The organism is Paenibacillus sp. LjRoot153 (assembly GCF_964253085.1).
Lineage (GTDB): Bacteria > Bacillota > Bacilli > Paenibacillales > NBRC-103111 > Paenibacillus_E.
This window is the reverse complement of sequence record NZ_CAXUQH020000001.1, coordinates 803907-830000: the sequence shown is the minus strand read 5'-3', so window position 1 is coordinate 830000 and position 26094 is coordinate 803907. Positions and strand designations below refer to the sequence as shown.

The window sequence follows — 26094 nt, the reverse complement described above, 5'->3', positions numbered from 1 at the left end:
ATAAAAGGCAATTAAATCCCCAATGGTCATTGTTCCTTGGAACGTAAAATAGCCCCCTAAACCAAGGATAATCACGTTAATAACGGATAACACCATGATTGGAAGTCGCTCCAGATTCGAGTTAATGAAGCTCCTCTTCACACCAAGTCGAAACCAGACTTGTAGTTGCTTGGTGAACCTATTTTTCATAGATTCCTGCAGTTGAAAGCCACGAATGACCTTAAATGCCTTCATTTCCTCATCCATATTATTAGAAAATGATTCTACAATGCCAACGTACTCCTCGTTGTAGTGCTGCGCGCGTTTATTCAGTAGTTTTTGCGGGACGAACATGAAGACAATGCCGACGAACGTCACAAGCGCCAATTTCCACTCTAGAACAAACAAAATCACCGTACCCACTACCATGCTGAGGCTTGCCAGAATAAGCGTAGAAAACGTCTGCATCATCGCATGTTCTACCGCTGGAATATCCATGGTGAACCGCGCAACAATATCCCCGATTCGATAGCGTGAGAAGAAATGAGCAGAAAGCTTCTGCATCTGTTCATAGAGATCTTTGCGCAGCCCGATGAGAATCGTCTCGTTTAATTTGGACATCGTATAATCGCCGCCAACACCAATCAATAAGTTTAAGACACCGCCAATGAGAAGTGCTAAGAGCAAACCAAAGAAAATGGTCATATTCCGAGGTGTGATGGCATCGTCAATTAAATATTTGATACTTAATGACGTAAAGTACTCGAAGCTGAGTTCAAATAATAGCGCAATGATAAATACGGTGAATATTTTTTTACTACTCGCTAGATATCGTAGGACGGATCGATATAAATAAAGCATCGAGGGTTTCAGCGCCTTTTCGTAGAGTCAGTCGGTAGGATGTGAGGAATTAGTTCATTTTACCTATAGTTTACCATATCTGATTTGTGCTCGGGAACGATTTAATTAACCTTATTAATAAAAAAAGCCTCGTCCGTTGGACGAAGCCTCTATCTCTCTACTACCCTGCCTATGAAATCGCAGTCAATGTCAGATTAATTGATAAAGGAGCTAGGTTCATGAACCTAGCTCCTTTTTACACTAACTATTACTTAGCCGCCTGCTCTCCAACTTGCTCCCAATCCGATGCCGTATAGTTGCCCATAAACCATAAGGAAACAGCATTCAGCTCATAGAATTTGGCGAGCCAAATCTTCTTGGCTATACTCTGCGAATCTTCGTAGTACAGCACATGACTACCCCGTTCGTCTGCAAACGTAGCTTTCTTCAAGAAATACGGCATTACCCACGTGGTATCCACACCTGGCATCGCCAGCCTTTTCTCAACATCTACAACGGCTGGTTTAAGGGCAGTTCCAGTTACCCCAGATTTGGTGATCCACTGGTTAGCCTGTTTGGATATGCCTAGCACCAGCTTTTCTTTCGGTATCGATTGAAGCGCTGTAAGGACTGTATCGTTCACTAATGGTAACGGAGCCGAGGGCAACATGTTATCATCATGTGTGAAGTCATAAGCCATAAGGATAACTGTATCGGCTAGCTTACCGATCTCTTTTAAATCATAACCCTTATAATAATAGATTGGAGGGACGGCTAAGGATAACGTAAGCGAACCTAACTGACTTTTCAACTCCTGAAGAAATTGGGTGTAGTCTGACGCACTTGCCACATCCTTCAGCCCTTCAAAATCAATGCTTACCCCAGTAAACGAGTAGGCTGGATCTTTCAACGTACTAAGCAATGAGGAGATGAAGGTCTTTTGGGCAGACTCATCTTTAAGGAAGTCTTTTAAATTAGCGCCATCATAGAAAACCATCAGTTCTTTCGTGAGATGGGCAGCATCCGCAGTGGCGATGACCTCTTCATAACCTTCCGGCACGCGATTCACCGTTGAGGTGATGTTCAATGAAGCTGTTCCAGCCGCGCTGTATGACAAATTAGACCAACCAAAAATGACATGGGATAGCTTATTCATCTGCTTAATCGCAGGATAAGATATCAGGGCATAATAACCTGTAAAATCGATCTTTTGCTCGGCAATTCGCTTATCAATTAAACGATAAATAACTGCTGCGGCCTGTTTGCGAATCAAAGACTCTTTCGGGTTAAATCCTGCTTGATCTCCCTCCATAATGCCACGACGTGCTGCGTAATACACATAAGGCTTCATCGCCTCATTCATAACCAAATCATCTTTAAAACTTCTAAGGCTCTGTTCCTTCTTCCAATCCGTAGTTAACCATTGTTGACGAACCGTTTCGCTTTCAGACTCCAGCAACGATTTCCCTACGAGCATCGCAACTTCTTCTCTATTAATCGTCTGGGAAGGATGAAACAAACCCTCCTGATCTAGTAAGCTATCTAGCCATTTCCGTTCGTAGACAGTCGAAATATAAGGTGCCGACCAGCGGTCCTTCGTTACATCTGCGGGGATACTCCCCACGGCGGCTTTATTCTCTATTTTACCTTCCATAACGAGCAACTTAATGAAAGCCTCTCTAGACAGGTCATCATTGGGACGATAAGTTTGGTCCTCGTAGCCGTTAATAATACCTAATGCGGATAATGTGTAAATCGGATCCTTGGCATAATCTTGTTCCTCATCCATGAAGGACCGGAGTTGTACATCGTATGCAAAAGCGGTATTTGCAAACAATAGAACAAACAACGTGCCGAATAAAATTGTCTTTTTCAACATAAACGTTTTCTTTCCTCTCCCTCTATATCTGCCATTGCTAGTTTTCGTAATTATAGCAACATAGTAATAGACGTAGTAGGAGAATGTTTAGTTACGCTGAAATGAAAAAACCGTCCCTACTTTTCCTCGGACAGTCGGTTACTTTCATGAAAGTAAAGAACATGATTAAATAACAGCGAAAGTAATCTCCGCATCGATTTGATGCCAGCTTTGTTCATTATATTAGCAAGATGAATCTTGACCGTTTTTTCGCTGATCCTGCAACGTTCGGCAATTTCGTGATTGGAAAAACCATAGATAGCGACCATCAAAAAAATTTCCGACTCTCGCTTCGTGATTTGATACCTAGTAGAAAATACATCCATGGAAGTACCCGTTTCCTGAATCAGAAACTCATTCATTCGCTCGTACTCAGTGCTGCATGATGCATGCATGTCCCCATTTTTCCTATGATGCAAGTCTTCTTTCAAGTCGTACTCCCTCCTACTCAGGGTTACGTTCCAATAATAATTTCAGCGGTAAATATAAACTCAAGATTAGAAGAATGCCACCTAGTAAGTTCCATAGAATCATCAACATTTGGACATGCCTCCCTTGAAATTCTAAAATTCCTCTATCTTCATTATAGATGCTACTAAAGACCTATCCAAGATGAAGAAGTTCACTATAAGTGCCGCTCTTTCGACGATTTACGCATTCCGTGTATGACTTAAGTCATGTTTATGGTAAAATACATAGAAAATAATGCTTTGTATTTGAGGGTAAAGATATGGATGTACATTTACATAAGAATATGACTCTCACCTTGAATATCATCGTGATAGGCGCAACACTCGCGCTATTGTTTCATACGAGTAAATTTTCGTTTGGACTTCTGCTGCTAGCGTGCACCTATGTTGCTGCCGTCCAGATGCGAGATTACATCCTAAAGATTGCTCTACATAGTAAGCGTGGATTCCAGTTTCTATACGCTCAACTCGCTTTAGCTCTCGTTATCTGCATATGGTCGGAAAGTTATATTTCACAAATTTACCTCTTAATTCTCATTGGCGAATTCACCTTCCATCACGGTAGAAAGCATGCCATTCTCTTTACGATCGTTAATTATGCTAGCATTCTATTAGGCGTCATGGTCTATCGTCAGTTTCCGCCTTTTGAGGATATCTATTTAATTATTCCTAGAGTGATTGATTTCTTTGCTATCTATGGGATGAGCTTGCTTGCTAGAATTGCGTTTCAACAAAAAAATCAATTGGCCATCGACAATGAGCATCTGCGAATTGCCTCTATTGCGCTGGAGCAGAAGGCCAAATTACAAGAACGGACGCGAATTTCCCGCGACATTCATGACTCGGTTGGACATACGCTGACATCCGCGTTAACCGGATTACAAACTGCCGCACATGCGTTAGAGAAACAGCGCTATCCCCTTGCCCAAGAGATGATCGATAGAACGAAAGAAAGTATTCTCAGAGGGCTCGATGACGTACGAAGCTCTGTGCATATTTTGCGCGAAAATTTCCCGGATCACTCCTTCATACCCGAGCTTATCAAGTTGATCGATGATACGAAAAAGCAAACTAACGTGGAAATCGCCTATACAATCGACACCATGATGCCTGATCTGACGCCGATTATCGAGCTCACGATTTACCGTGCACTACAAGAAGGTTTGACGAATGGTATTCGCCATGGCCTAAGTACCTATTTCCATTTCTCATTGACGTATCATGAGGAAATCATTCGATTCGTTTTATCCGATAATGGTCATCCGCCTATCGAAATTGTGTATGGCTACGGACTAAATGCGATGAAAGAACGGGTGGAAGATGTGGGAGGAACGTTTTCCATAAGGAACAAAGGTGCATCTGACGGAGTAACGCTGGATATAGCCATACCCTTCAGTCGAAAATGATCGGAAGGAGTGATCGAATTGTCTCAAACAACCATTCTTATCGCAGACGACCAGCCCCTCATCCGCGATGGATTAGCAGCTATTCTAAGTATGGAAAAGGGGTATTCTGTCGTAGCTACAACAGGGGATGGAGTAGCCACGATTGAACAAGTACAGTTGCATCGTCCTCAGCTCGTTATGATGGATATCCATATGCCCAAGCTTGATGGATTAGAGGCTACGAAACGAATCAAAGCCGAATTCCCTGATATTAAGGTACTGATTTTGACCACATTTGAGGATGAAGCCTACATCTGGGAAGCGATACGCCTTGGAGCTAGCGGCTATCTGGTTAAAGGCGTTGAGACGAAAAAAATACTTGCTACGATTCAGGTCTGCTTAGACGGTGGAATTACATATCCCCTCAGTATTCAACCGCGGCTTGTCCAAGCTTTACGTACCTCAGAAGAGCATGAAGAACGCGTAACAACAGCAAACCAAACGCCTGCTTCCATGAAAAAGCAAGACGCCAAATCCCCTGATTTATCCGTACAGGAACGAAACATATTAAGGAACTTAAAGCTAGGAAAGTCTAATCAAGCTATCGCTTCTGAACTATTTTTAACCACGGGGACTGTGAAAAATTATCTTAGTGCCATTTACAAAAAACTGAATGTCGCTGGAAGGTCGGAAACGATCGCTTATTTGCATGAGCATGATTTATAGGATTGGCATTGCGAATTCAACAACAAAAAAGGAGCCACAACATAGTTGTCGGCTCCTTTTGGTTATTTAAAATACCGTTATCCATCTCTCCAGCTCATTCGTGCAAGCCCAAATATGAGGATAACGCGACCGTAAATTCCGCATATCTTGTTCATCATCAATCGTCCAGGCAATCAACTGTATGCCCGCTTCGTCGCAGCGATGAACAAATTCATCTGTTAAATAAATATGTTTGACGGATACATACTTCGCATTAATCTCCTTCGCAAGAGGAAACACCGCAGGTGTCGCACCGTATAGGACGAGTCCCAGATCAATATGACTTGATAGCTCCCTTGTCCGAACGATGGCGTAGTGATCGAAGGAAGTCACGAATACTTGATCCTGAACCCCAGCGTCTTGTATCGTCTCCAGCACTTGCTCCTCTAAACCTGGATACAGATCCCCGCTTTGCTTAAGCTCTATATCGACTTGAGCTTTCCCCTTCGCCAGCAAAAGAACTTCTTTCAGGGTCGGAATCTGCTGACCTCCGCCGGCATCCAATTTCCGAATTTGTTCAAAGGTGTAGTCTGCTACACGGCCAGTACCATTCGTTGTTCGATTTACGGTCGTATCATGAATAACGACAGGCACTCCGTCCCTAGTAAGCTGAACGTCCAGCTCCAGATGACTGTAGGACAAGTCTAAAGCAGCCTGAAAGGATGCTATTGTATTCTCTGGGTATTTTTTCGGGTAGCCCCTATGTGCTAATCCAGTGATCATGTCGCGATGTCCACCTCCGGTTATATTGAATACCTCTCAATCATAACGCAAATACAGACAACCGACCACTGTCGCTTACTCACGCCATGGCAGAATATGAATGCGGTCCAATGCGTAGCTAGAGGATGTTTTGTATTTCGTTGCACCCGACTCAAATAAAATGTACATGTTACCATTCGATTTAAAAATACCTTCGGCCATCGGTGCAATTTCCATTTTCTCCATCTTGTTCTTAGTGTCCAAAAACCATACAGGCACTTCGGTTTGTCCAAGCTTTACTGTCTTATGGGGTATCTCCGATAAACTGTGCTTATAGCGAGTTAAGTCGCTGGTCGCGTTTCTTCCATACGATTGGCTGAGCCAGAAGCTATCCTTCTCTGTATACATCGCTTGCACACTGTCCGGCAGCGAAATGATCATGTCAGGCACAATCGGTCCTGATGCCTGCAATTTCAAATCGTTCGGCAAGTCGGTCGAAGGGTCAAGCTTATAGCCAACAGCCCATGCTTTATACTCTTTCTGATCTCGGTTCGTCATATAATGCGAAATATCCGTAGGATAGCTGGTACCCTGTGCAAATTCACCAACCCATAATACACCATCAGCAAAAGCATTAAAGGAAGCGCGCGTATTCGTTTGAACGAGCCCTTTAAAAACGATTTTATCCGTCTTATTTGCTTTCAGTAGATCATCCTTGGAGAAATAGTAGACGTTGCTCTCTGATGCAATCCAGATATGTTTTTTGCTTACGGTAACACCACCTGCATGTCCTGTATAAGGCGTAGACTCGTTCTTATACAGGTCAAGAGCTTTGACCATCTGCCCGCTCTCCGCATCAATAACAGATAAAATGCCAGGCTTGCCGTCCTCACGGTAATGGGAGATCAATATCCAATTCTTCTCTTCCAGATACGCCATACCTTGCGGGATCGCATTTTGCTTCAGTGCCGGGATGATAGGACCCTGCTTGCTTTTTTCAAGAAAAGCTTTGATTTCAGGCATATCTACACGAATCTTAATACCCGCTTCTTCTTGGGTTATCTCTGTCATGGTGTTCACCTGGTTAGGAGTAGCTTGAGCTGCTACAGGCGCAGCTTCTTTCGGTGCAGCAGCCGTAGGAACTGCTTTTGAATTAACGATCTCTACTGGCTTCTGACAGCCCACGGCCGTCAAAGCGATCAGACCTGCCACAATCACAACACAAGAGAGTCGTGCCCTGCTCATCCTTCTCCCCCTGCAGGCTGTCTCTGAGCATTTAAAATCTCTCGCAGCTTGCCGGGGAAGTCCGTAATAATGCCAGAAGCACCTTTATCGATTGCTTGTCTCATCTTGCTCTCGTCATTAATCGTCCAAGGATACACCTGAATTCCTTTGCTTATGGCATCCCGTATATCCTCACGATTAATCCTTTTAAAATTAGGATGCAAGGAATACACGGGCACCCCAAGTCCTGTCGCTAAACCGGCGTGACTTCCCGGATTGATTTCATATAAGAGCCCGATTTTCGCTTCAGGCAGCAAGAGCTTCAGAAATTGCAGACTCTTGTGATCAAAGGAAGAGACTACCACATTATGCACACGATCTTTCTTCTTCATGAGCTCAACTAGCGCTGGCTCCAGCATCCGGCTGTATGAATCCTTGATCTCCACATTGATCATTACTTCCGGTGGAACAAGGTCGAATACCTCATCTAACGTTGGAATCCGTTCCCCTTCGTATTTCGAATCGAACCAACGACCCGCATCGGCCTGCTTTAACTGTGAGAGCGTCATCTCATGCACGACGCCCTTCCTATCTGTTGTACGATCAATGGTGAAATCATGGATGACGATGAGTTCGCCGTCCTTCGATAAGTGTACATCCAGTTCAATGCCATCGCAGCCCTGTTCAAGTCCGAGGCGAAATGCGCCTAGTGTATTCTCGGGAGCCTCTCCCTTAGCTCCACGATGAGCGATTACTAATACAGATGGTTGTGTCATATTCACACGTTCCTCCTATGCGTTCCTATTCTCTCAAATCTAGTTGATGCCTATGGTCATCTCCGATTTACTTAAAAGTGGAATTAGCCATAGCAGCCACAATGTACTTTTGGGCAAAAATAAACAGCACGACGATCGGCAGGATAATCAACACACTCGCCGACATGATAATGTGCATATTCAATGCTTCATCACCAGCAATCGAATCACGCATCATGGAGATACCTACAGTCAATACGCGCATTTTGTTCGAATTCGTCATAATGAGTGGCCAGAAGTAGGCATTCCAGCTGCTAATAAAGCTGATAACTGCCAGGGTGGAGACGGTTGGCATCGCCATCGGCGTCAATATTCTGTACAGGACCTGGAACCGGTTCGCACCGTCTACCTTGGCCGCCTCGATCACATCATTATTAATAGAACGGAACATTTGACGTAGAAGGAAAATGCCATAAGCGGATGCAGCATGCGGAATAATAAGCGCGTAGTACGTATTAATCCAATTTAACTTTGACATCAGTACGTAAACAGGTACGAATACAACTTGCTCCGGTACGATGAGTGCCGCAAGCACAAGAGCGAACAACTTATCTCTGCCTGGAAATGTTCCTTTCGCAAATGCGTATGCCGCCATGAGACCAATATTAATCTGTAGAAACACAATCCCCACAGTTTGAATGACCGTATTCAGCGTAAACCGATAAAATGGAAACGCTTTAAATGCGGAGGCGAAGTTTTGCCACATCACCTTCTCCGGCCAAAAGGTCGGAGCTGACAAACGGAGCTCTGCCGGCGTTTTTAAAGCAGTAATTAACATCCAATAAATCGGGAAAAACATGACCAACGTAATGATGACGGCAATACCGATACGGGTAGTATGGAGCAACGGTTTTTTCATGTTCTTGTACCTACCCTTCGTAATGAACTTTCTTCTTGGACACATACATTTGAAGCATGGTTAGCAAGATAATAATGATGAAGAAGATGACCACTAGTGCTGACGCCCTGCCTGTTCTAAAATCAGTAAAGGCCATTTCATAAATCCAGTACACCATCGCCTTCGTTGATTCTAGCGGTCCACCATTTGTAATAACGTCAACGGACTGGAATACCTGCATCGAAGAGATGAAATGCGTAACCACAAGGAACAATGTTGTCGGAGATAGAAGCGGCACCGTAATTTTCCAAAACTGCTTCCACTTTGACGCCCCGTCGATACCAGAAGCCTCGTAGTATTCAACTGGAATGCTTCTTAAACCGGAAATGAAGATAATCATCGTAAAGCCGACGCCCTTCCATACCGCTACAGCAATCAGCACCCACAGTGATGTTTTCGTATTCGTCAGCCATTGTATCGGCTCGAGACCGATCCATTCCATAATGTCGTTCATGAGGCCGTATTGGCCGTTGAAAATCCATAAGAAGATCATGGACACGATAACCATCGAGACATAGTGCGGCATAAAAATAACGGCTCTCATGAAATTGAAAGTGCGCGATGTATAGTTAAACAACAATGCGAGCAGCAAACCAATTCCTAGTGTCAGCGCAACATCTGCAATTGTATAGGTGAATGTCACCTGAAGCACTTTATAGAATGTCTTACTGGTTAGCAAATATTCATAGTTATCAAATCCGATAAATTTCTTCGTAGGCTTCGTCATGTTCCAGTTCGTAAAGCTGATATACAACGAATTGACTAGCGGATAATAGATAAATAATATCAGGATCACCAGTGCCGGAATGGCAAATGAGAAATCTTTCAAATATTCCATCCAACGGGAACGAGAACGTGTTGTTACGATACCGCCAACTTCTTGTTGAATCTGGCTCGGCCTGTTGTCCGTATTCATGGGTATCCCCTCTCACCTTACTTAAATGAACTGTCGTGCAGAAAACCTCAGCTTTCTACACGACGAGATAAAATTATGATTGATTAACTTTCTGCCAAGATCGTATTAATTTCTTTCACAGCTTCTTTGATCACTTGCTCGGGATCCGCATTCTCCAGAATCATCTTGCCAACGGCTTCCATGTACTTCTTGCTAAATTCTGGATACGCTGGGTGCTGCGGACGTCCTACCACATTGTCAAAGTTATCGAATACTGCTTTGTACTGAGGTAACTTAGCGAAATACTGTTTGCCTTCTTCGGTATTCAGAACTGACTTATGCGTTGGCAGGTAACCTGTTCCCTCTGCCCACTTAATGTTACGCTCAGCATCTGTCATGAACTTAATGAACTTCCATGCTGCTTCCTTCTGATTAGCAGGGGCGCCATCCATCATCACAATCCCTGCACCGCCGATATGCGACTTGCGCTCTTTGTCTCCAGGAATAAAGGATACGCCGACTTCAAACTTGGCATTTTGCAAGTAAGTCTTCAATACAGCCGACGTATGTTGAACCATGGCGATCTTCTCTTCCAGGAACATTTGTCTCATCGTATCCGAAGCGCCTTTACCATACCCCATATGCATGGAACCGTCTTTCAACCATTTATTGAAGTTTTGAATCCATCTCATACTGTCGGGCTGATCCAGAAGTGTTTTCGTATGCTCAGGGTTAAGGATGGATCCTCCGCCATTCGATACCCAAGGGTCTAAGTACCAAGTGTCCCAGCCCGGAACGGAGAACGCATAACGACTCGTTTTTCCGTTTTCTTTAACGGCTACTTTTTTATTAAATTCTTCGATATCCGTCCACTTTTGCGGAGGTTGAACGCCGAGCTTATCCAGCAGCGTTTTGTTGTAGATCATGACGCTTGTGCTAACAATAAGCGGGAAACCGAACTGCTTTTTATTATACGAGTATGCTTGCAGCATCCCCTGTGAAAAGTCATTCATATCAACCTTATCTCGTTTGATATAACCGGATAAATCCGCGAAGGCGCCGCTATCGGCAAATGTCGGAAGCGCTGATACTTCGACGTTGGTCACGGCAGGAACTTCTTTAGCCGCAATCGCCGCCTGCAGTTTCTTTTGCAAATCGACATAAGCACCTTGGAAGACAGGCTCTACGGTAATGTTCGGATACTTTTTCTGAAATGCGGCGATCATATCATTCACTGCTGGCATTTGAACTTCGGCATGGGAGTGCCAGTATTGAATCGTGACAGGCTTGTTGTCTTCCACCGCTGGCGGAACTTCAACTGCCGTTTCCTCTGTACTGCCACTGCCGCTGCCGCAGCCAGTTAATGCCGTTAACGTCAGAGTTGTAGCTGCAAGCAATGGTAACCATTTTTTCCTTTTCATATAGAAAATCCCCTCTCCAATTATCATCAATTTGAATGAAACAACATCGGTCACTAACGAAATGGACATAAAAAAGGAGAGCACTAGTCAGACAAGAAACAAAATGACCGCACAAAACATGCACGATCCGTTCGTCTCTTGGGCTGTCTCAGTGATCTCCGCACCCAATCGTTTGGAACGAAATAAAGCGTTTTCTTAATGAAAGTATGTCATACTTACAGGGCTTATGTCAACGAAATCGATATTAAGAAATAGTAGAACATTTGGAATTAATTAGAGCGCATAGGTTTGATTCATTCGTGCAGCGCCGTCCAGTTGCACCCCCTTAGACTCCAAAGATATGATATGGTTTGATTTCAATATGCTGTCAACCGCTTGTAAAAGCGCTTCCGTATATCCGTTTTTCAAATGAAAACGAAGCTCCATCACCCCTTCCGCTGTACCTGAAATCTCAATGATGCCTTCAGGTTTCATTTGCACGTTAACGACCTGAATGCCTTGCTCGCCAAAACGAGTTGCAATTGTGCCCAGAACTCCTGGTTTATCGATAATCTTAATGACAACCTCCTGAGTTCGCCGGTTCTTCATGACTACTTTCTCCCACTTATTCAGGACAAACAAGCTTAGCAAGACCATAACGGTCGCCAGAACAGCACAGTAAAAGAAACCTGCCCCAACGCATAGACCGATGGCTGCAACAACCCACACAGAAGCGGCAGTCGTAAGTCCTGATACCGTAGATCCGGTCCTCATAATCGTACCTGCTCCCAGGAACCCTATCCCGCTGATGACTTGCGCAGCCAGACGAGCTGGGTCTGTCCGGACGTTCGCTTCAGTAACGAACTCGGAGAAGCCATAAATCGATAGCAGCATAATGGCCGCAGATCCAATACAGACCAGGATATGCGTCCGCAATCCAGCAGCATGGTTACTCCACTCGCGCTCCAGTCCAACGAGCCCCCCTAAGACTAGAGCCATAAAAATGCGAATCGTTAATTCCAAATGGGTAATATGCCAGATGCTAGCGGCCATATGCGTCACCTCGTATCACAGGTTCAAATTGCATGTTCATTCACAGGCAAATCATAAATCGTTTGGAATAAAGCATCGACCATTGCTAACTGATCCTGCTTCTGATCCTCATTGTAAGATAAGTTGCTGGATAACATGTGGAGTACGGTATCGGCATATTTCTCCGCCTTCTCCAGTTGGAAATACGACCATCCTGTATGCAATCTTAGAAAATCGGCAGCGGTGACCGTCATTTCTTCCTCCATACAATATAATAGCTGAGCATAGACAGCTTGCAGCTCCGGATTCAAGGAAACCCGTCTGGCGATCGGGAGAAGTTCCAAAATCTGCAGCGCGTTCGTACCGTAGGTATCGATCCACTCTTGCATCGTAGATCTCGTTATATCCTGTGCCATGCCCATTGTGAGCATTTCCTTCTTCCAGTCCTGAAAGGTTGACGCCCCTTGGTTCTCGCCACCACTAATTGTAATGGCGTCTGTACTGCAGGCGGGAAACTTTCTCCCATCCCCACGTTCCAATTGCTGCGACACCAGATCGACGACCTTTTCCGCCATTTTACGGAATCCGGTCAATTTGCCGCCCGCGATCGTAATCAGACCGCTGTCCGAAACAAAAATTTCATCTTTTCTGGACAATTCGGACGGGCCTTTGCCTTCTTCGTAGATAAGTGGTCTCAGACCAGCCCAGTGGGAACGAATATCATCGATCGTCAACTTCACACTCGGGAACATCGCATTAACAGCCCTAAGGATATAGTCGCGATCCTCCTGCGTCGTTCTTGGGTTATCGATCGACTTCGTAAACGTCGTGTCCGTCGTGCCGATATACGTCGACTCTCCCCTAGGAATGACGAACACCATTCTGCCATCCGGCGTGTCGAAGTATGCCGCTTGCTTGACCGGCAGTTTGGCGTAATTGACAACAAGATGAACGCCTTTGGTCAGAAATAACCGCTTCCCTTTTAAGGAGCCGTCGATTTGGCGCATCTTATCTACCCACGGTCCAGCCGCGTTCACAATGTGCTTCGCATAGATGTGATAGCTTTGCCCGTCCATACGATCTTTGACTGAGACGCCCACCACTTTGCCATCTCGATAAATAAAATCGGCTGCTTCGGCATAGTTCACAATGTCTGCACCGCGCGTATAGGCCGTTTTCATAATATCGATCGTTAAGCGCGCATCATCGGTTCGGTATTCGAAATATAAGCCGCCACCCTTAAGTCCATCCTGCTTCAGCAAAGGCTCCTGCTGGGCTGTCTGGCTGCGCCCCAGCATTTTTCTGCGTTCCTTTCGCGCCACGCCCGCAAGCCAATCATAGATATACAATCCGATTGAAGAAGCTAGATAACCGTAGGTGCCTCCCTTATAAACAGGAAGCAGCATAGGTGCTGGAATCACGAGATGCGGAGCATTTTTATACAAAATCGCCCGTTCTCTGCCGACCTCCTGCACTAACTTGACATCCCCCTGCTTCAAATAGCGAAGGCCGCCGTGGATCAGCTTTGTCGATCGGCTGCTCGTTCCCGAACCGAAATCGTTCTTCTCAATGAGGCCAACTTTCATGCCACGCGTAACGGCATCCAATGCGATTCCCGCACCGGTAATCCCGCCTCCGATGACTAATACATCCAACTCGCTGCTCGCCATACTTTTCAAAATATCGATACGGCTCTGCGCCGAAAATTTCGGTCTCATCGTCCTTCTCCTCCCCGAATATAAAAAAACCTCATTAGAAAAGAATGCGAACGGAAATCTCGCACCTTTTCCAAAGAGGTTTCTCCTAGTCTCTTCCCGCTTGGAATTAGCTATTGTATCTTATTGCCATAATCCGGATGAACCTGCAGATACAGCAAGTGCACCGGCTTCCAGCGCTTCTTCAATTTCTTTGATATTGCCAACCAAACCGCCAGCAATAATAGGAAGTGACGTCATATCTGTCATTTCGCGAATAATGCGAGGCATGATGCCTGGCATCACTTCAATTGCATCCGGACCGCTCTGCTCCGCTGCCTTAATACCTCGGTGGACTGCACTTCGATCAATCAGAAAAATACGCTGAATGGCCATGAGCCCTGCTTCCTTCGCTCCGCGAATCAAGTGGCTCTTCGTTGAAATAACACCCGTCGGCTTAATGACTTGCGCGGCATAGGCAACACCGCTCTTATCCGATGCGATGCCTTCAATAAAATCCATGTGGATAAACACATGCTTGCCTGCATCCTTAAGCCGGTCTACCATTTCCTTCAGATTAAAGATGGATCCGAAAAGCAAGAATACAATGTTCGCCGGACTTTGAATAGCCAGCTCAATATCTTCTACCTTTTGTACAGCTGCGATGGTTTGATGTTCAACTAAATCAACAATCGGATACACGCATTATTCCACCCTTCGTCGATGTTAGAACATTATACCACGATTTATCATAAGTGGATGACCTCTTTAATACTTGGAATAATATGCATGGGTCGATTCGGCGAACATTCCGCCATTTCCTTCGTTGCAACACCCGTCAGTACCAACACGGATTTCATACCAGCATCATTGGCCATCTTGATATCGGTCTCAAGCCGATCTCCGATCATAAAGCAATCTTCGAAAGGCAATCCCAAATGGGCTGCCGCTGCCTCGGCGGCAATCAAAGATGGTTTGCCTACGACCAAATCAATCGCCTTGCCCGTCGCCACCTCTAGCGCAGCGATAAATGTACCAGTGTCCGGAATCTGTCCGCCGTCCAGCGGGCAGGTCGCATCCGGATTCGATGCAATAATGATCGAACCTCTGATCGCTGCCTGATACACACTATTGAGTTTGTCATAAGTGAATTGGCGATCCCATGAAAGCACAACATAGCGGGCTTGCTCGCTATCCTGTGTGAGCGGGACTCCGTATTCCTCAAGCTCTTCCACAATCGGTTCCTCGCCAATAACGAAAACTAACTCATCTGGCTGGAGACGCTGATTCAAGTATTTAGCAACGATTTGTGAGGAATTCAGCACATCCTCGATCGTTACGGGAATTCCCATTTTAGATAACTTTTCCACATAAGATTGACGGGTTGCAATTGGTTTATTCGACAAAAATACAACCTTGTCTCCTCGTGAACGCAATACTTGTATCGCATCAGCCGCACCTTCAATTGCTCGATCCCCAAGGTATACTGTACCATCCAAATCAAACACGTAGCCTTTTGCCATATCTGTCCCACCTTCTAGTAAGAAATAAATCCATATCCAGTTAGGCACGCAAAAAAGACCCTATCCATGTAAACACATCCCACCATTGGTATGGCAGGATATGATTACGGATAAGGTCTTCTCCTAGACTCGCGCCCAACCGTATATTCATACTTTGTACGCTAACTATAAAGCGTTTTCATCCTTTTTGTCAATCATCTTTTTTTGAACGTAAATGAAACCGCGTTGAAAAGCTGTAAGCTTCATAGCTTCTTCGATAGTTTGGCATAAGACGAAGGCGTCATTCCGGTAATCCGCTTGAACACCCGACTAAAGTAAAACTCATCTTCGTAACCGACAAGCTTGGCAATGTAAGTCAAAGTCAACCCAGAACATCCCAGCAGCTGTTATGCACGTACGGCGCCTGATACCTGCCAGCTGGGAGTATCGTATTGCCGGCAAATGCGATCGAAAACACAGATTTATGAAAATGATCAGCCAATTGGGTCGCGTTTAACACAGAAGGAACCGTGCCTAAATCACAGGTCGCAGGACAATGTGCTGTTTCCCTCGCCCGATAGACACCGTTGCCTCCTGATACGAAACAATGAACGCTCGTCTCACTTGATCCGTTTCGTTGCCTTTCGAAGAATGCCAGGTGAGGGCGTTGAAAAGCAATATGGAGCCCGCCTTCATTCGCACCGGTTCAGCTTTGGATAAGTCAACCTGATCTTCATCCAAAGCCTTGCGGCACGTGCCGTTATTTTGAACCTTATATGGCTGCAGCCCTTGCTTATGACTTCCAGGAACGATCCAAAGGCAGCCGTTCTGCTCGTCCGTATCCTGCAGCGGTACCCAAATCGACATCCGAGTATCGCTGTTCACAACCTCCGTGTAGTAGGCATCATCCTGATGCCAGTGACAAACCGATGGACTGTGCGGCAGCTTGGTTAACAGCTTTGAAGAGAAGATCGCAATACCCGGTTTCACAATATCTTCGATCAGATTCAGAATTCGTTCGTCATGTGCGAATTGTTTCGTCTTATCCGTCAGCATCGCTAATTGATACGTAAATCCCTCATGCTCCCCCGACGATTGGGGCGCTGCTTCACATCCATCAAGCTCTTGGTTCATCCCACTTAATTCTTCCATCTGAAAAAGATCCGAAACCACGACATAACCAAAATCATCATAGTGCCTTTTCTCTTTTATCGTCAATTTCCTCACCTGTTTCACTCCCTTTGTAAGTGCTTGGTAGTATTGTAGCACTTGGCTTTTCTGGCCCACCATGGAGAAAACCGATAAGAGAACTGGACAAATCTGATGTTAGTTTAAGTGCGAAGGAAACTCCGCGGGTGAAAGCTTGCTTATAACGTCATCGCCTGTCCATACCGGGCTAGGAAGGCTTCCTTCTCTTTAAAATCCGGCATTATGCTGCCTACGCGTCTCCAGAAGGAGCGATCGTGATTCATATGCAACAGATGGCACAGCTCATGAACGATGACATAATCAATCACCTCGACGGGCGCCATGGCTAGTCGATAATTGAACGTTAGCTTTTTATCCGAGCTGCAGCTCCCCCACTTCGTTCTCGACTCATCGATCTCGATCGTCTTGGGTTTGACTTTCAGCTGGGTTTGATAGGTTTTGATGCGCTCTGCTATGACCTTCTTGCAGCTAGCGAAATAGAACTTCTTCAGGTTGATTTTCAACTCGTCCTGCGAGAGACCATTCGTTGCGATTAACTCATGGAGGAAATAGTATTTCCCAAGATGAAGGAACTTGCCTTCGTTTTCATATTCTCTGACTTTGGGGATGGGTTGTCGCGCTTTGGTGATGGCGTCTAGTTTATCAAGGATCGACTTACTGTGTTGTTGCACAGCGTGAATGATTTGCTCCTGACTGGTGTCGTTGGGAGCTTTGACCGTGATGAAGCCCGTGTCATCAATGTGGATGTATAGTTTTTTGCGGATGGCATATTGGACGTTGACGTCTATGGTTGTGTTGTCGAGTTCGATTTTCATTATGATTTATCTTTCCTTTTAATGAATTCAATGATGTGATTAACGGTTTCCTTCTGCTGTTGTTCACTTGAGATCGTCGCAGTCCCATCGCCTTTTTGAGGGCTGTAATTTCCAAATTGCGCATGATTGCCACCTTCGATAACGAACACATTCTCTTTGTAGGTTATCTTCGATTTGTCCAAAACACCATCAAGCGAGCCATACACGGTTAGCGCATTTTCTGGCGGAATGTCACCATAAATATAGGCGTCAAGTAAGATAAGCCCCTTGATCTGATCTTGATGCTTAGAGGCGTAATTACTTGCCATTGCTCCGCCTAGTGAATGTCCACCGATATACCAGTTTTTGATTTCGGGAAGTTTTCCAAACACGTTATCAGCAGCATTGCTATTAAAAAACGCAAGGTTAAAAGGCATATCAATAAGTACACAGGTTATACCGTTTTGACGTAATTTCTCAAGCATTGGGACATAAGCAATATGTTCAACCTTTCCGCCGGGATAGAAGATGAAACCCGTCTCACTCGGCGTAGAAGGCGAAAGAATTGTGAGCTTTCCATCTGTTGTGATCGTCTTTTCATTGACCAAGGCGTCCTTGGAAACGTCAACGGCATGATAATAATTAGATGCATAAATTAGAAATGCCACTGCGAGTATAAGAAAAAGGGAAAAAAGTGAAATAAGCGTTGTTTTGAGCCACTTTTTCATGTGTTGGCCTCCGTAGGTTGGTTGTAAATCATATTTCTTAATGATGCTATCTTACATTGTTGTGTTCTATTCCACAATTCTACACAAAAAAGCCTCAGAGGAATGTCTCTGAGGCAAATCTTTTTCGTTTGCTATACTCTCACCTAAATCAATAATGTTAAACTATTGGCGCATTCCTCTACCGCCACCGCCGCCTCCACCCCCGCGTGATTGGGTAATTTGAGTGATTTTTGCTCCATTGACGGTAACATTGCCGCCATTTAATTGAGCTGTACCATCCGAGTCAAAGGCGGAAGCTGCTTTTACATTAATGGTTCCTCCATTAATATAGAGATTACCGTTTGAATCAAATGCATCCGTATCACCGCTAGCCATACTTACATCAATGGTACCTCCATTGACTTCAATCACCACATCAGAATTGACTTTTGGTGAGGCATTTATGCCATCATTATTCGCATACAAAGTAATCTGACCATCATTTATCTTGATATTATTGGCCTCGATGCCTTCTTCACTGGTCTTTATGTTAATGATGCCGCCATCTATTTGAACAAAGCTGTTGCCACGGATGGCATCATCGGCAGCGTTGATATTCAATGTGCCACCTTCAATATAGATATACCCAAGGGAAGCATCCTCATCGTTTTCGCTATGCAGGGCATCCTTATCAGAATCTATTGTAATCGCTCCATCATTGATAAGAATGGCATCATTGGCCTCTATAGCATCCGCAGATGACTGAATGGTATACACGCCTCCAGTAATTTTGAGATCATCCTTTGAAGAAATACCATTACCTTCATTCGATTCAATGTCTAAGGTCCCGGTTCCATTCAGGGTCATATCTGCTTTTGAGAAAATGACTGCATCCAAATTGGTATCTCCATCCGCCTTATAGCCTCCAGAAACCACCATGTGGTTCTTACTGTCAGTGGATGTAACGAATACTTTATCCGCTGCTTTCACATAAATGGCAGGTGAATCTTCATTGGTTATACTGACGCCGTTAAGAACGATTTGAACTTTTGCATCCTCGGCAGCATCGACCACTACCGTCACATTTTCTACCTCACCGCTTAAGACATAAATGCCTTCCTTATTCAGTGTCACATCTTGATTGCTTTCCAATTTCATTGGTGTGGCAGTTGCAAGATCCGCCGACTGTTCTAAGTCCCGATCACTGAATAATTCCGATTTGTCTAGAACGGAAGCCTTCGCTGTTGATGCAGCTGTTGATGCAGCCGTTGACTTCGCGCTTGACGACACGGTCGAAGTTGCTGTTTGTGTGGTTGCAGCAGCAGTAGCATCCTCGCTGCCGACTTGTGCGTTAGAGCACCCCACGGCGGCTACGCTAATTAATGCGGCCAAAGTTATAACGCTTAGACTTCTCAGTTTCTTGTTTTTCATGAATAAACACTCCTCGTATATTTAAGTAGTAATCATCTGATTATTATTCAAAAAGCATTATCGCTTCCTGACATATTTAAATCATAATGCAGATAACTTAAATCAAACTTAAATAACGAATCCTAATGTTCTCTTTCACGATTAAAGTCAGCCGCGGACACAAAAAAATCCCTACATCACGATTTACGGTGATGTAGGGATTTGTTCGAATTAGAAATTAAGGAATTGCCCACGACTACTCTCATTGATTAAATATTTAATAATCCGTTTCACGACATAATTTGCAGCTTCATCAATTGATGACTTGCTTGCATCGATTTCGATTTCCGGGTTCCCAGATATATCCCTTGTGCTCGAGCCGCCTGCAAACGATCCGTTTACGTAAACTTCAATATATTCTTTGCCAATGATGTCTCGCACGGTTTCTAGGCCGTTAACGTTTGGGGAATCATTCGATACCAATGCAATAAGTCCAGCATCGTTCATCAATTTCGCAACTTCTGCTAATCGCTGCAACGATTCTCCATGGCCATTCCCCAGTAACATGGTATGGTGGCCTGTCGATACCAAACGTTTTTCGACTTCCTTCGCAAGGGCCGATTGATCTGAAACCGAACCAGTGAACCAAAGGGTCAAAGGATTCTGACCTTTTTGCTGAGCACGAACTTCTCTGGTGATTTCCGTATCTAACTGTACAGCATCGGAGCCTTGAAGGATTTGCTCAATCACTCCGCAAGCCGATGTCATATTGGTGACACGATCGATCAGAATAAATCCGCCGATGCTTTTATTTTGTTCAAAAGAATCAATAACGATAGCGTCAGATAATGAAAACTCACATTTGGCCAATTCATTTTTGACAATATGATCGGTTGGAACCGTTTTTCCAGTATTAACATCGATTTTATGTGTAATCCCCGTTACGGTACCTGGCAGGACTTTCGTTCCTACTTTGACCAGATAGTTCTTGCCTGGCGTCAGTACAGAATCGTCCATCCAAAGAATCGTAGCACTATAACGGTCCGCCTCTTGAATCTGACTATCCTTCGTGAATACACAGCCCCGCGAAACGTCGACTTCCCGATCCAATTGAATGGTTACGGGCTGTCCAGCATAGGCATAATCACGATCTTGGTCTCCCACGAGAATCCGTTTGACTTTCGCCTTCTCATGACTAGGCAACGTTGTCAGCTCATCGCCAACCGCGATACGCCCAGCCTCAATTTGGCCTTGGAAACCGCGGAATGTATGATCCGGACGGCATACACGTTGAATCGGCATCATAAATTGCTTCGCATTGTCGTTCTGATGAACGTCCACATTTTCCAAATATGGCAGCAAGGCAAGACCTTCGTACCAAGGGGTATTTGGCGATTTTTTCGTAATGTTATCCCCTTCTGTGGCAGAAACAGGGATCACCTCAATGCTTTCAAAGTGAAACTCAGAGGTCAATTGCAAGAATTCTTGTTTGATCGTATCAAATGTCTTAGGATTAAAATCCACTAAATCCATTTTATTTACAGCTAAAACAAGATGTTTAATGCCCATAAGTGCGCAAATCCGAGTGTGGCGCTTAGTTTGGGTAATAACCCCTTTCTTTGCATCCACAAGAATGATAGCCAGATCCGCAAAAGATGCGCCTACGGCCATGTTACGGGTATATTCTTCGTGTCCAGGTGTGTCCGCTACGATGAACGAACGGTGGTCCGTCGTAAAATACCGATAAGCCACATCAATTGTAATCCCTTGTTCGCGCTCCGCCAGTAACCCATCTAGAAGCAAGGAATAGTCGATTTTGCCGCCGCGGCTGCCCAGTCTGCTATCCAGCTCTAACGCTCTTTCCTGATCGGCGAATAATAGCTTGGCCTCATATAACATATGTCCGATTAAGGTGGATTTTCCGTCGTCTACACTTCCGCAAGTAATAAATTTAAGCAGACTTTTCATTTTAGAAATAACCCTCCCGTTTACGTCTTTCCATACTTCCCGCAGCTTCTTGGTCAATTACCCGCGTTGTCCGTTCGGATGAAACCGCACCAAGCGTTTCTTCAATAATGGCATCTATCGTATTCGCCTCTGACTCGGCTCCACCAGTAAGAGGATAGCAGCCTAATGTGCGAAACCGCATCTTCTTCATTTCAATTTTCTCATGAGGTTCGAGTTTCATGCGATCATCATCAACCATGATGAGATGTCCGTCGCGTTCGAGTACTGGTCTTTCTTTGGCAAAATAGAGTGGCACAATATCAATGTTTTCTCTGCGAATGTATTGCCAAATGTCTTTTTCCGTCCAGTTGGATATTGGGAATACGCGGGTGCTTTCGCCCTTATTGATTCTTGTATTAAAAAGCTTCCACATTTCTGGTCGTTGGTTTTTTGGATCCCAGGCATGGTTTTTATTACGGAAAGAGAAAATTCGCTCCTTCGCACGCGACTTCTCCTCGTCACGTCTTCCGCCTCCGAACGCAGCTGTAAATCCGTATTTGTCCAATCCTTCTTTCAAAGCTTGGGTTTTCATAATATCCGTATACGCGGAACCATGATCGAACGGGTTGATCCCTTGATCAATCCCTTCCTGGTTGGAGTGAACAATCATCTTAATTCCGAATTCTTTGGCTTTGCGATCGCGGAATTCAATCATTTCTTTAAACTTCCACGTTGTATCAATATGCATGAAAGGAAACGGCGGCTTCTCCGGATAAAAAGCTTTCAGCGCCAAATGCAGCATCACGGAGCTATCCTTCCCGATCGAATACAGCATTACGGGATTTTCACATTCCGCTGCTACTTCTCGAATAATATAAATCGCTTCAGCCTCGAGTTGATCCAGATGCGTCATTTCATCTATAGAATCAAGCATCATTTTTTCCATGGAAAGGTGCCTCCTTTTAATCCTTACTAAATCTATCGTCTTTCTTTATATACTAACAGATTCCGGCTTTCATGCAAAGTGGAAGAAAGTGAAAAACTTGAGATTTCTGTCTTTTCGGTGTTCACTTTGTCACGCCTGCATGGAAAGGGTTCAGAACATCATGGGAAGTCGAACAGTTGTTCATATATCCATGCGAACATTAAATATTCTACTCATAATGAATTAAAGTTGTTACTCAATCGCCCAATAAATCAATAGGAGTTGATATGCAATGCGGCCGTATCTCCTTCCATAATGCCACGATTCGCTGCGTAGTAAACATAAGGCTGCATGGCCTCATTTATGGCTAAATTATTCATAAAAACTCGAACGTCCGGCTTTTACCGTCAACAAAGTCAACCTATTTTAACAATAAATTCCACTGTAAAACCCAAGGAAATCGCTTAGAATAAAACCGCAAACGTTTGCAAAACTCTGCGCTTCACCATCTCCAACACACCTACACGATGACCGGCATACGCCCTCCTTTTTATGTGGCTCCAACTCTTTCATGTACTACTCGAAGGCCCTTTTATCCACCAGCCCCACAAATCGCTACAAAAAGGAGAATGGTAAAATTGAGTTTATCTACGATCGCTTGGAGGAAAGCTCGCATACTTGTATTAGGATTTTTCTTGGTTTTCAGCACAATTCTCGGCTTGTTCAGCAACTCGAATACGGCTTCCGCTGATGTAGCCAACGATTTCAAAGCTTCGGTCATGGCACCTTTAACGAAAATCACCGATTGGAATGCCTTTAAAAATCAATTAATTACTTTAAAAAATAATGGCGTTTACGCATTGACCACTGATGTGTGGTGGGGCGATGTTGAGGCCGCAGGCGATAATCAATTTGACTGGAGCTACTACACGACGTATGCCAATGTTGTTAGTCAGTCCGGACTTAAGTGGGTACCGATCTTATCCACACATACTTGCGGCGGGAATCCCGGGGATGACTGCAATATACCAATTCCAGCTTGGCTGTGGAGCAAAGGTACCGCTGATGAAATGAAGTACAAAAGTGAAACTGGTTATGTAAATAATGAGGCCATTTCACCTTTTTGGAGTGGTATCGGACAGCAGTATAATGAATTATTTGCCTCGTTTGCTGCCAACTTCACAAGCTATAAGTCCATCATCCCCAAAATTTATTTAAGCGCTGGGCCTTCCGGTGAACTCCGCTATCCTTCCTACTACAATTCAGCCGGCTGGAGCTACCCTGCAAGAGGAAAGTTTCAAGTCTATACCGATACGGCTAAAAATGCTTTTCGAAATGCCATGATTACCAAATACGGCTCATTGAGTGGTGTCAACCAAGCTTGGAGCTTATCCTTAACCAGCACAAGCGAAATCAACCCTCCAAGTGATGGGGACACCTTCTACTCCACAGGTGGATACAATTCAAACTATGGCAAAGATTTTCTCAACTGGTACCAAAGCGTTCTTGAGAACCATCTTGGTGTCATTGCTGCTGCAGCGCATACCAACTTCGATTCCGTATTTGGTGTCCGTATCGGCGCCAAAATTTCCGGTCTCCACTGGCAGTATAACAATCCATCTGCTCCCCACAGCGCTGAGAACACCGCAGGTTATTACAATTACACGACACTGATACAGAAATTTAAAGACAACAATTTGGATCTGACATTTACCGCTTTGGAAATGAATGATGACGGCAGTGCTCCAGCCTACTCGAAACCTTCTACGTTGGTAGATAATGTCTCTTCCATTGCCAACAACCTTGGCGTTCGACTAAACGGTGAGAATGCTTTGCCAACTAGCAATTTTCAAAAAATCGAAGAAAAAATCATGTCATGGGGATACAACGGCTTCACGCTGTTGAGACTTGCTAATCTCGTTAATAGTGATGGTTCGGCAAATGGCAATATGGCGGGCTTCAAGCAGTATGTCATTAATCACACGAAAAATGGCAACGATAGCACAGAAGGAAATAAGGTGACTCTTTATTATAAAAAAGGGTTCACAACCCCTTACGTCCACTACCGTCCAGCAGGGGGTACATGGACAACAGCACCTGGGAAAGCCATTCCAGACTCTGAGTTGAGCGGCTACGCCAAAACCACGATCGACATCGGTACAGCAACTCAACTGGAAGCCGCATTTAACAACGGCAGCGGCACTTGGGACAGCAATAACTCACAGAACTATTTCTTCAGCATAGGTACTTCAACTTACACACCTGGTAATAATGGTGCCGCAGGTACAATTACCACAGGATTGCCGCAAGGGGTCGACACGACCGCACCAAGCATTCCTACGAATGTAGCTTCCACGAGCAAAACGGATACAAGCATCTCCTTGAGTTGGTCAGCTTCAACAGATGCCGTTGGTGTTACGGGTTATGAGATTTGGCGCAATGGTGTGAAAATAGCTACAACAGCTTCCACGAGCTATACCAATTCAGGTTTAATTGCTAGCACAGCCTATAGTTATACAGTAAAAGCTTATGATGCGGCAGGAAATCTATCCACTGACAGCGCAGCTCTTAGTGTAACGACAAATCCTACACCTGTGGGCAACTCTGTTACCGTTTACTATAAGAAAGGCTACGCAACGCCATATATTCACTACCGTCCAGCGGGAGGAACATGGACAACAGCTCCAGGAACAGCTATGCCGAATTCCGAATTAAGCGGCTATGCCAAAATTAGCATTACTATTGGCACTGCCTCCCAATTAGAAGCTGTTTTCAATAACGGCAGCGGCACTTGGGATAATAATAACAGCCAAAACTACCTATTTAATGTCGGCACTTGGACTTTCACCCCTAGCTCTACGGGAGGCGTCGGGACCATTACTGCGGGTCTGCCACAAGGCGTTGACACCACAGCCCCGAGCATTCCGACAAATCTGGCATCTACTAGTAAAACAGATACAAACATCTCCTTGAGCTGGTCAGCTTCCACTGATACAGTTGGTGTGACAGGCTATGAAATTTGGCGCAATGGTGTGAAAATAGCTACAACGACTACCACCAGCTATACCAATTCAGGTTTAACAGCTAACACAGCCTATAGTTATACAGTGAAGGCTTACGATGCGGCGGGTAATCTATCCGCTGACAGCGCAGCTATTAGTGTAACGACAAACCCTGCTCCTGTGGGCAACTCCGTTACCGTTTACTACAAAAAAGGCTTCACGACACCGTTCATCCACTACCGCCCCGCAGGCGGTACTTGGACAGCTGTACCCGGAATCGCCATGCCAAATTCGGAATTAAGCGGTTATGCGAAAATGACCGTTAATATTGGCACGGCTTCCCAATTAGAAGCTGTTTTCAATAATGGCAGCGGTACTTGGGATAATAATAATGGGCAAAATTATTTATTTAATGTGGGTATTTGGACTTTTACTCCTAGCACAAGCGGGGGTGTCGGGGCGATTACTGCTGGTCCGTGATTTTGGAAAAGAGCAGCGCGGAAGGAATAAAGCCAGAGAAGGAACTCTTCTCTGGCTTTTCTTGTTGGGAGAAGCAGGAATCTACAAGTTGATCAGTAATA

23 protein-coding genes (1 of these 23 cut by a window edge) are annotated in these 26094 nt (G+C 44.7%); 3 read left to right on the top strand and 20 right to left on the bottom strand.

Translation table 11 applies throughout. The features are described 5' to 3' along the window. From ACSQ8P_RS03745 to ACSQ8P_RS03735, 3 genes are all read right to left on the bottom strand, one after another. Window positions 1–840, bottom strand: the 5' end (the start) of a protein-coding gene (locus ACSQ8P_RS03745; RefSeq protein WP_436233965.1) for an ABC transporter transmembrane domain-containing protein. The gene continues 1308 nt to the left of window position 1, outside the view; 840 of the gene's 2148 nt are visible here — the first part of the coding sequence; its start codon is at window positions 838–840; the stop codon falls past the left edge of the window. 247 nt (window positions 841–1087) lie between these two features. Then, entirely contained in the window at window positions 1088–2698 is a 1611-nt protein-coding gene (locus tag ACSQ8P_RS03740) for a glycosyl hydrolase family 18 protein (protein WP_436233964.1), read from the bottom strand. A 116-nt stretch (window positions 2699–2814) separates the two neighbouring features. Then, the gene (locus ACSQ8P_RS03735; RefSeq protein WP_436233963.1) at window positions 2815–3168 is read right to left on the bottom strand and encodes a response regulator transcription factor; all 354 of its coding nucleotides are present in this window, start codon (window positions 3166–3168) and stop codon (window positions 2815–2817) included. Between the two features lie 299 nt (window positions 3169–3467). Here ACSQ8P_RS03735 and ACSQ8P_RS03730 point away from each other — a divergent pair, with 299 nt between their 5' ends. Both ACSQ8P_RS03730 and ACSQ8P_RS03725 read left to right on the top strand, forming a co-directional pair. Beyond that, the gene (locus ACSQ8P_RS03730; protein ID WP_436233962.1) at window positions 3468–4613 is read left to right on the top strand and encodes a sensor histidine kinase; all 1146 of its coding nucleotides are present in this window, start codon (window positions 3468–3470) and stop codon (window positions 4611–4613) included. A gap of 18 nt (window positions 4614–4631) precedes the next feature. Continuing rightward, window positions 4632–5318: a response regulator gene (locus ACSQ8P_RS03725; RefSeq protein WP_436233961.1), complete on the top strand. Its 687-nt coding sequence runs from the start codon at window positions 4632–4634 to the stop codon at window positions 5316–5318. 66 nt (window positions 5319–5384) lie between these two features. Here ACSQ8P_RS03725 and ACSQ8P_RS03720 read toward each other — a convergent pair whose 3' ends face one another. From ACSQ8P_RS03720 to cysD, 17 genes are all read right to left on the bottom strand, one after another. Then, window positions 5385–6080 (bottom strand): glycerophosphodiester phosphodiesterase, encoded by a 696-nt coding sequence (locus ACSQ8P_RS03720; protein WP_436233960.1) that lies wholly within the window; start codon window positions 6078–6080, stop codon window positions 5385–5387. Window positions 6081–6155: 75 nt separating this feature from the next. Beyond that, window positions 6156–7304, bottom strand: a complete 1149-nt coding sequence (locus tag ACSQ8P_RS03715; protein ID WP_436233959.1) for a hypothetical protein — start codon at window positions 7302–7304, stop codon at window positions 6156–6158. Further along, the gene (locus ACSQ8P_RS03710; protein WP_436233958.1) at window positions 7301–8059 is read right to left on the bottom strand and encodes a glycerophosphodiester phosphodiesterase; all 759 of its coding nucleotides are present in this window, start codon (window positions 8057–8059) and stop codon (window positions 7301–7303) included. Before ACSQ8P_RS03710 ends, ACSQ8P_RS03715 begins: the two co-directional genes overlap by 4 nt. Before the next feature lie 67 nt (window positions 8060–8126). Then, the gene (locus ACSQ8P_RS03705; protein WP_436233957.1) at window positions 8127–8957 is read right to left on the bottom strand and encodes a carbohydrate ABC transporter permease; all 831 of its coding nucleotides are present in this window, start codon (window positions 8955–8957) and stop codon (window positions 8127–8129) included. Between the two features lie 10 nt (window positions 8958–8967). After that, on the bottom strand, window positions 8968–9912 hold the full coding sequence (locus tag ACSQ8P_RS03700) for a carbohydrate ABC transporter permease (protein WP_436233956.1): 945 nt from the start codon (window positions 9910–9912) through the stop codon (window positions 8968–8970). An 83-nt stretch (window positions 9913–9995) separates the two neighbouring features. Then, window positions 9996–11312 carry an ABC transporter substrate-binding protein gene (locus ACSQ8P_RS03695; RefSeq protein WP_436233955.1) on the bottom strand — a complete coding sequence of 439 codons (1317 nt, stop codon included), beginning with the start codon at window positions 11310–11312 and terminating at the stop codon, window positions 9996–9998. 273 nt (window positions 11313–11585) lie between these two features. Next, window positions 11586–12344, bottom strand: a complete 759-nt coding sequence (locus ACSQ8P_RS03690) for an MgtC/SapB family protein (protein ID WP_436233954.1) — start codon at window positions 12342–12344, stop codon at window positions 11586–11588. A 23-nt stretch (window positions 12345–12367) separates the two neighbouring features. Then, window positions 12368–14041 carry a glycerol-3-phosphate dehydrogenase/oxidase gene (locus ACSQ8P_RS03685; protein WP_436233953.1) on the bottom strand — a complete coding sequence of 558 codons (1674 nt, stop codon included), beginning with the start codon at window positions 14039–14041 and terminating at the stop codon, window positions 12368–12370. Window positions 14042–14161: 120 nt separating this feature from the next. Continuing rightward, window positions 14162–14719, bottom strand: a complete 558-nt coding sequence (locus tag ACSQ8P_RS03680) for a glycerol-3-phosphate responsive antiterminator (RefSeq protein WP_436233952.1) — start codon at window positions 14717–14719, stop codon at window positions 14162–14164. A 47-nt stretch (window positions 14720–14766) separates the two neighbouring features. Continuing rightward, window positions 14767–15540 (bottom strand): HAD-IIA family hydrolase, encoded by a 774-nt coding sequence (locus ACSQ8P_RS03675; protein WP_436233951.1) that lies wholly within the window; start codon window positions 15538–15540, stop codon window positions 14767–14769. A gap of 242 nt (window positions 15541–15782) precedes the next feature. Further along, window positions 15783–15920: a helix-turn-helix domain-containing protein gene (locus ACSQ8P_RS03670; RefSeq protein ID WP_436239449.1), complete on the bottom strand. Its 138-nt coding sequence runs from the start codon at window positions 15918–15920 to the stop codon at window positions 15783–15785. Window positions 15921–16053: 133 nt separating this feature from the next. Continuing rightward, window positions 16054–16746: a phytanoyl-CoA dioxygenase family protein gene (locus ACSQ8P_RS03665; RefSeq protein WP_436233950.1), complete on the bottom strand. Its 693-nt coding sequence runs from the start codon at window positions 16744–16746 to the stop codon at window positions 16054–16056. A gap of 140 nt (window positions 16747–16886) precedes the next feature. Then, window positions 16887–17543 carry a M48 family metallopeptidase gene (locus tag ACSQ8P_RS03660; RefSeq protein WP_436233949.1) on the bottom strand — a complete coding sequence of 219 codons (657 nt, stop codon included), beginning with the start codon at window positions 17541–17543 and terminating at the stop codon, window positions 16887–16889. Continuing rightward, a complete protein-coding gene (locus tag ACSQ8P_RS03655) occupies window positions 17543–18250 on the bottom strand; it encodes an alpha/beta fold hydrolase (RefSeq protein ID WP_436233948.1) in 708 nt (235 codons plus the stop codon). The genes ACSQ8P_RS03660 and ACSQ8P_RS03655 overlap by 1 nt, the downstream gene beginning before the upstream one ends. Window positions 18251–18412: 162 nt before the next feature. After that, window positions 18413–19660, bottom strand: a complete 1248-nt coding sequence (locus ACSQ8P_RS03650) for a carbohydrate-binding domain-containing protein (RefSeq protein ID WP_436233947.1) — start codon at window positions 19658–19660, stop codon at window positions 18413–18415. A 210-nt stretch (window positions 19661–19870) separates the two neighbouring features. Then, window positions 19871–21607, bottom strand: a complete 1737-nt coding sequence (locus ACSQ8P_RS03645) for a GTP-binding protein (protein ID WP_436233946.1) — start codon at window positions 21605–21607, stop codon at window positions 19871–19873. Window position 21608: 1 nt separating this feature from the next. Then, the gene (gene cysD / locus ACSQ8P_RS03640; RefSeq protein ID WP_436233945.1) at window positions 21609–22532 is read right to left on the bottom strand and encodes a sulfate adenylyltransferase subunit CysD; all 924 of its coding nucleotides are present in this window, start codon (window positions 22530–22532) and stop codon (window positions 21609–21611) included. Between the two features lie 674 nt (window positions 22533–23206). On the opposite strand from cysD, the gene ACSQ8P_RS03635 reads away from it, so the two are divergent. Beyond that, window positions 23207–25993 carry a family 14 glycosylhydrolase gene (locus ACSQ8P_RS03635; RefSeq protein ID WP_436239448.1) on the top strand — a complete coding sequence of 929 codons (2787 nt, stop codon included), beginning with the start codon at window positions 23207–23209 and terminating at the stop codon, window positions 25991–25993. Window positions 25994–26094 lie beyond the last annotated feature (101 nt).

Excerpts from the sequence above, each read along its gene's own strand:
- ACSQ8P_RS03710 (WP_436233958.1), bottom strand. The coding sequence starts at position 8,059 with ATGACACAACCATCTGTATTAGTAATCGCTCATCGTGGAGCTAAGGGA.
- ACSQ8P_RS03740 (WP_436233964.1), bottom strand. The coding sequence starts at position 2,698 with ATGTTGAAAAAGACAATTTTATTCGGCACGTTGTTTGTTCTATTGTTT.
- ACSQ8P_RS03705 (WP_436233957.1), bottom strand. The coding sequence starts at position 8,957 with ATGAAAAAACCGTTGCTCCATACTACCCGTATCGGTATTGCCGTCATC.
- ACSQ8P_RS03690 (WP_436233954.1), bottom strand. The coding sequence starts at position 12,344 with ATGGCCGCTAGCATCTGGCATATTACCCATTTGGAATTAACGATTCGC.
- ACSQ8P_RS03685 (WP_436233953.1), bottom strand. The coding sequence starts at position 14,041 with ATGAGACCGAAATTTTCGGCGCAGAGCCGTATCGATATTTTGAAAAGT.
- ACSQ8P_RS03715 (WP_436233959.1), bottom strand. The coding sequence starts at position 7,304 with ATGAGCAGGGCACGACTCTCTTGTGTTGTGATTGTGGCAGGTCTGATC.
- ACSQ8P_RS03730 (WP_436233962.1), top strand. The coding sequence starts at position 3,468 with ATGGATGTACATTTACATAAGAATATGACTCTCACCTTGAATATCATC.
- cysD (WP_436233945.1), bottom strand. The coding sequence starts at position 22,532 with ATGGAAAAAATGATGCTTGATTCTATAGATGAAATGACGCATCTGGAT.
- ACSQ8P_RS03695 (WP_436233955.1), bottom strand. The coding sequence starts at position 11,312 with ATGAAAAGGAAAAAATGGTTACCATTGCTTGCAGCTACAACTCTGACG.
- ACSQ8P_RS03720 (WP_436233960.1), bottom strand. The coding sequence starts at position 6,080 with ATGATCACTGGATTAGCACATAGGGGCTACCCGAAAAAATACCCAGAG.
- ACSQ8P_RS03645 (WP_436233946.1), bottom strand. The coding sequence starts at position 21,607 with ATGAAAAGTCTGCTTAAATTTATTACTTGCGGAAGTGTAGACGACGGA.
- ACSQ8P_RS03660 (WP_436233949.1), bottom strand. The coding sequence starts at position 17,543 with ATGAAAATCGAACTCGACAACACAACCATAGACGTCAACGTCCAATAT.
- ACSQ8P_RS03655 (WP_436233948.1), bottom strand. The coding sequence starts at position 18,250 with ATGAAAAAGTGGCTCAAAACAACGCTTATTTCACTTTTTTCCCTTTTT.
- ACSQ8P_RS03700 (WP_436233956.1), bottom strand. The coding sequence starts at position 9,912 with ATGAATACGGACAACAGGCCGAGCCAGATTCAACAAGAAGTTGGCGGT.
- ACSQ8P_RS03675 (WP_436233951.1), bottom strand. The coding sequence starts at position 15,540 with ATGGCAAAAGGCTACGTGTTTGATTTGGATGGTACAGTATACCTTGGG.
- ACSQ8P_RS03650 (WP_436233947.1), bottom strand. The coding sequence starts at position 19,660 with ATGAAAAACAAGAAACTGAGAAGTCTAAGCGTTATAACTTTGGCCGCA.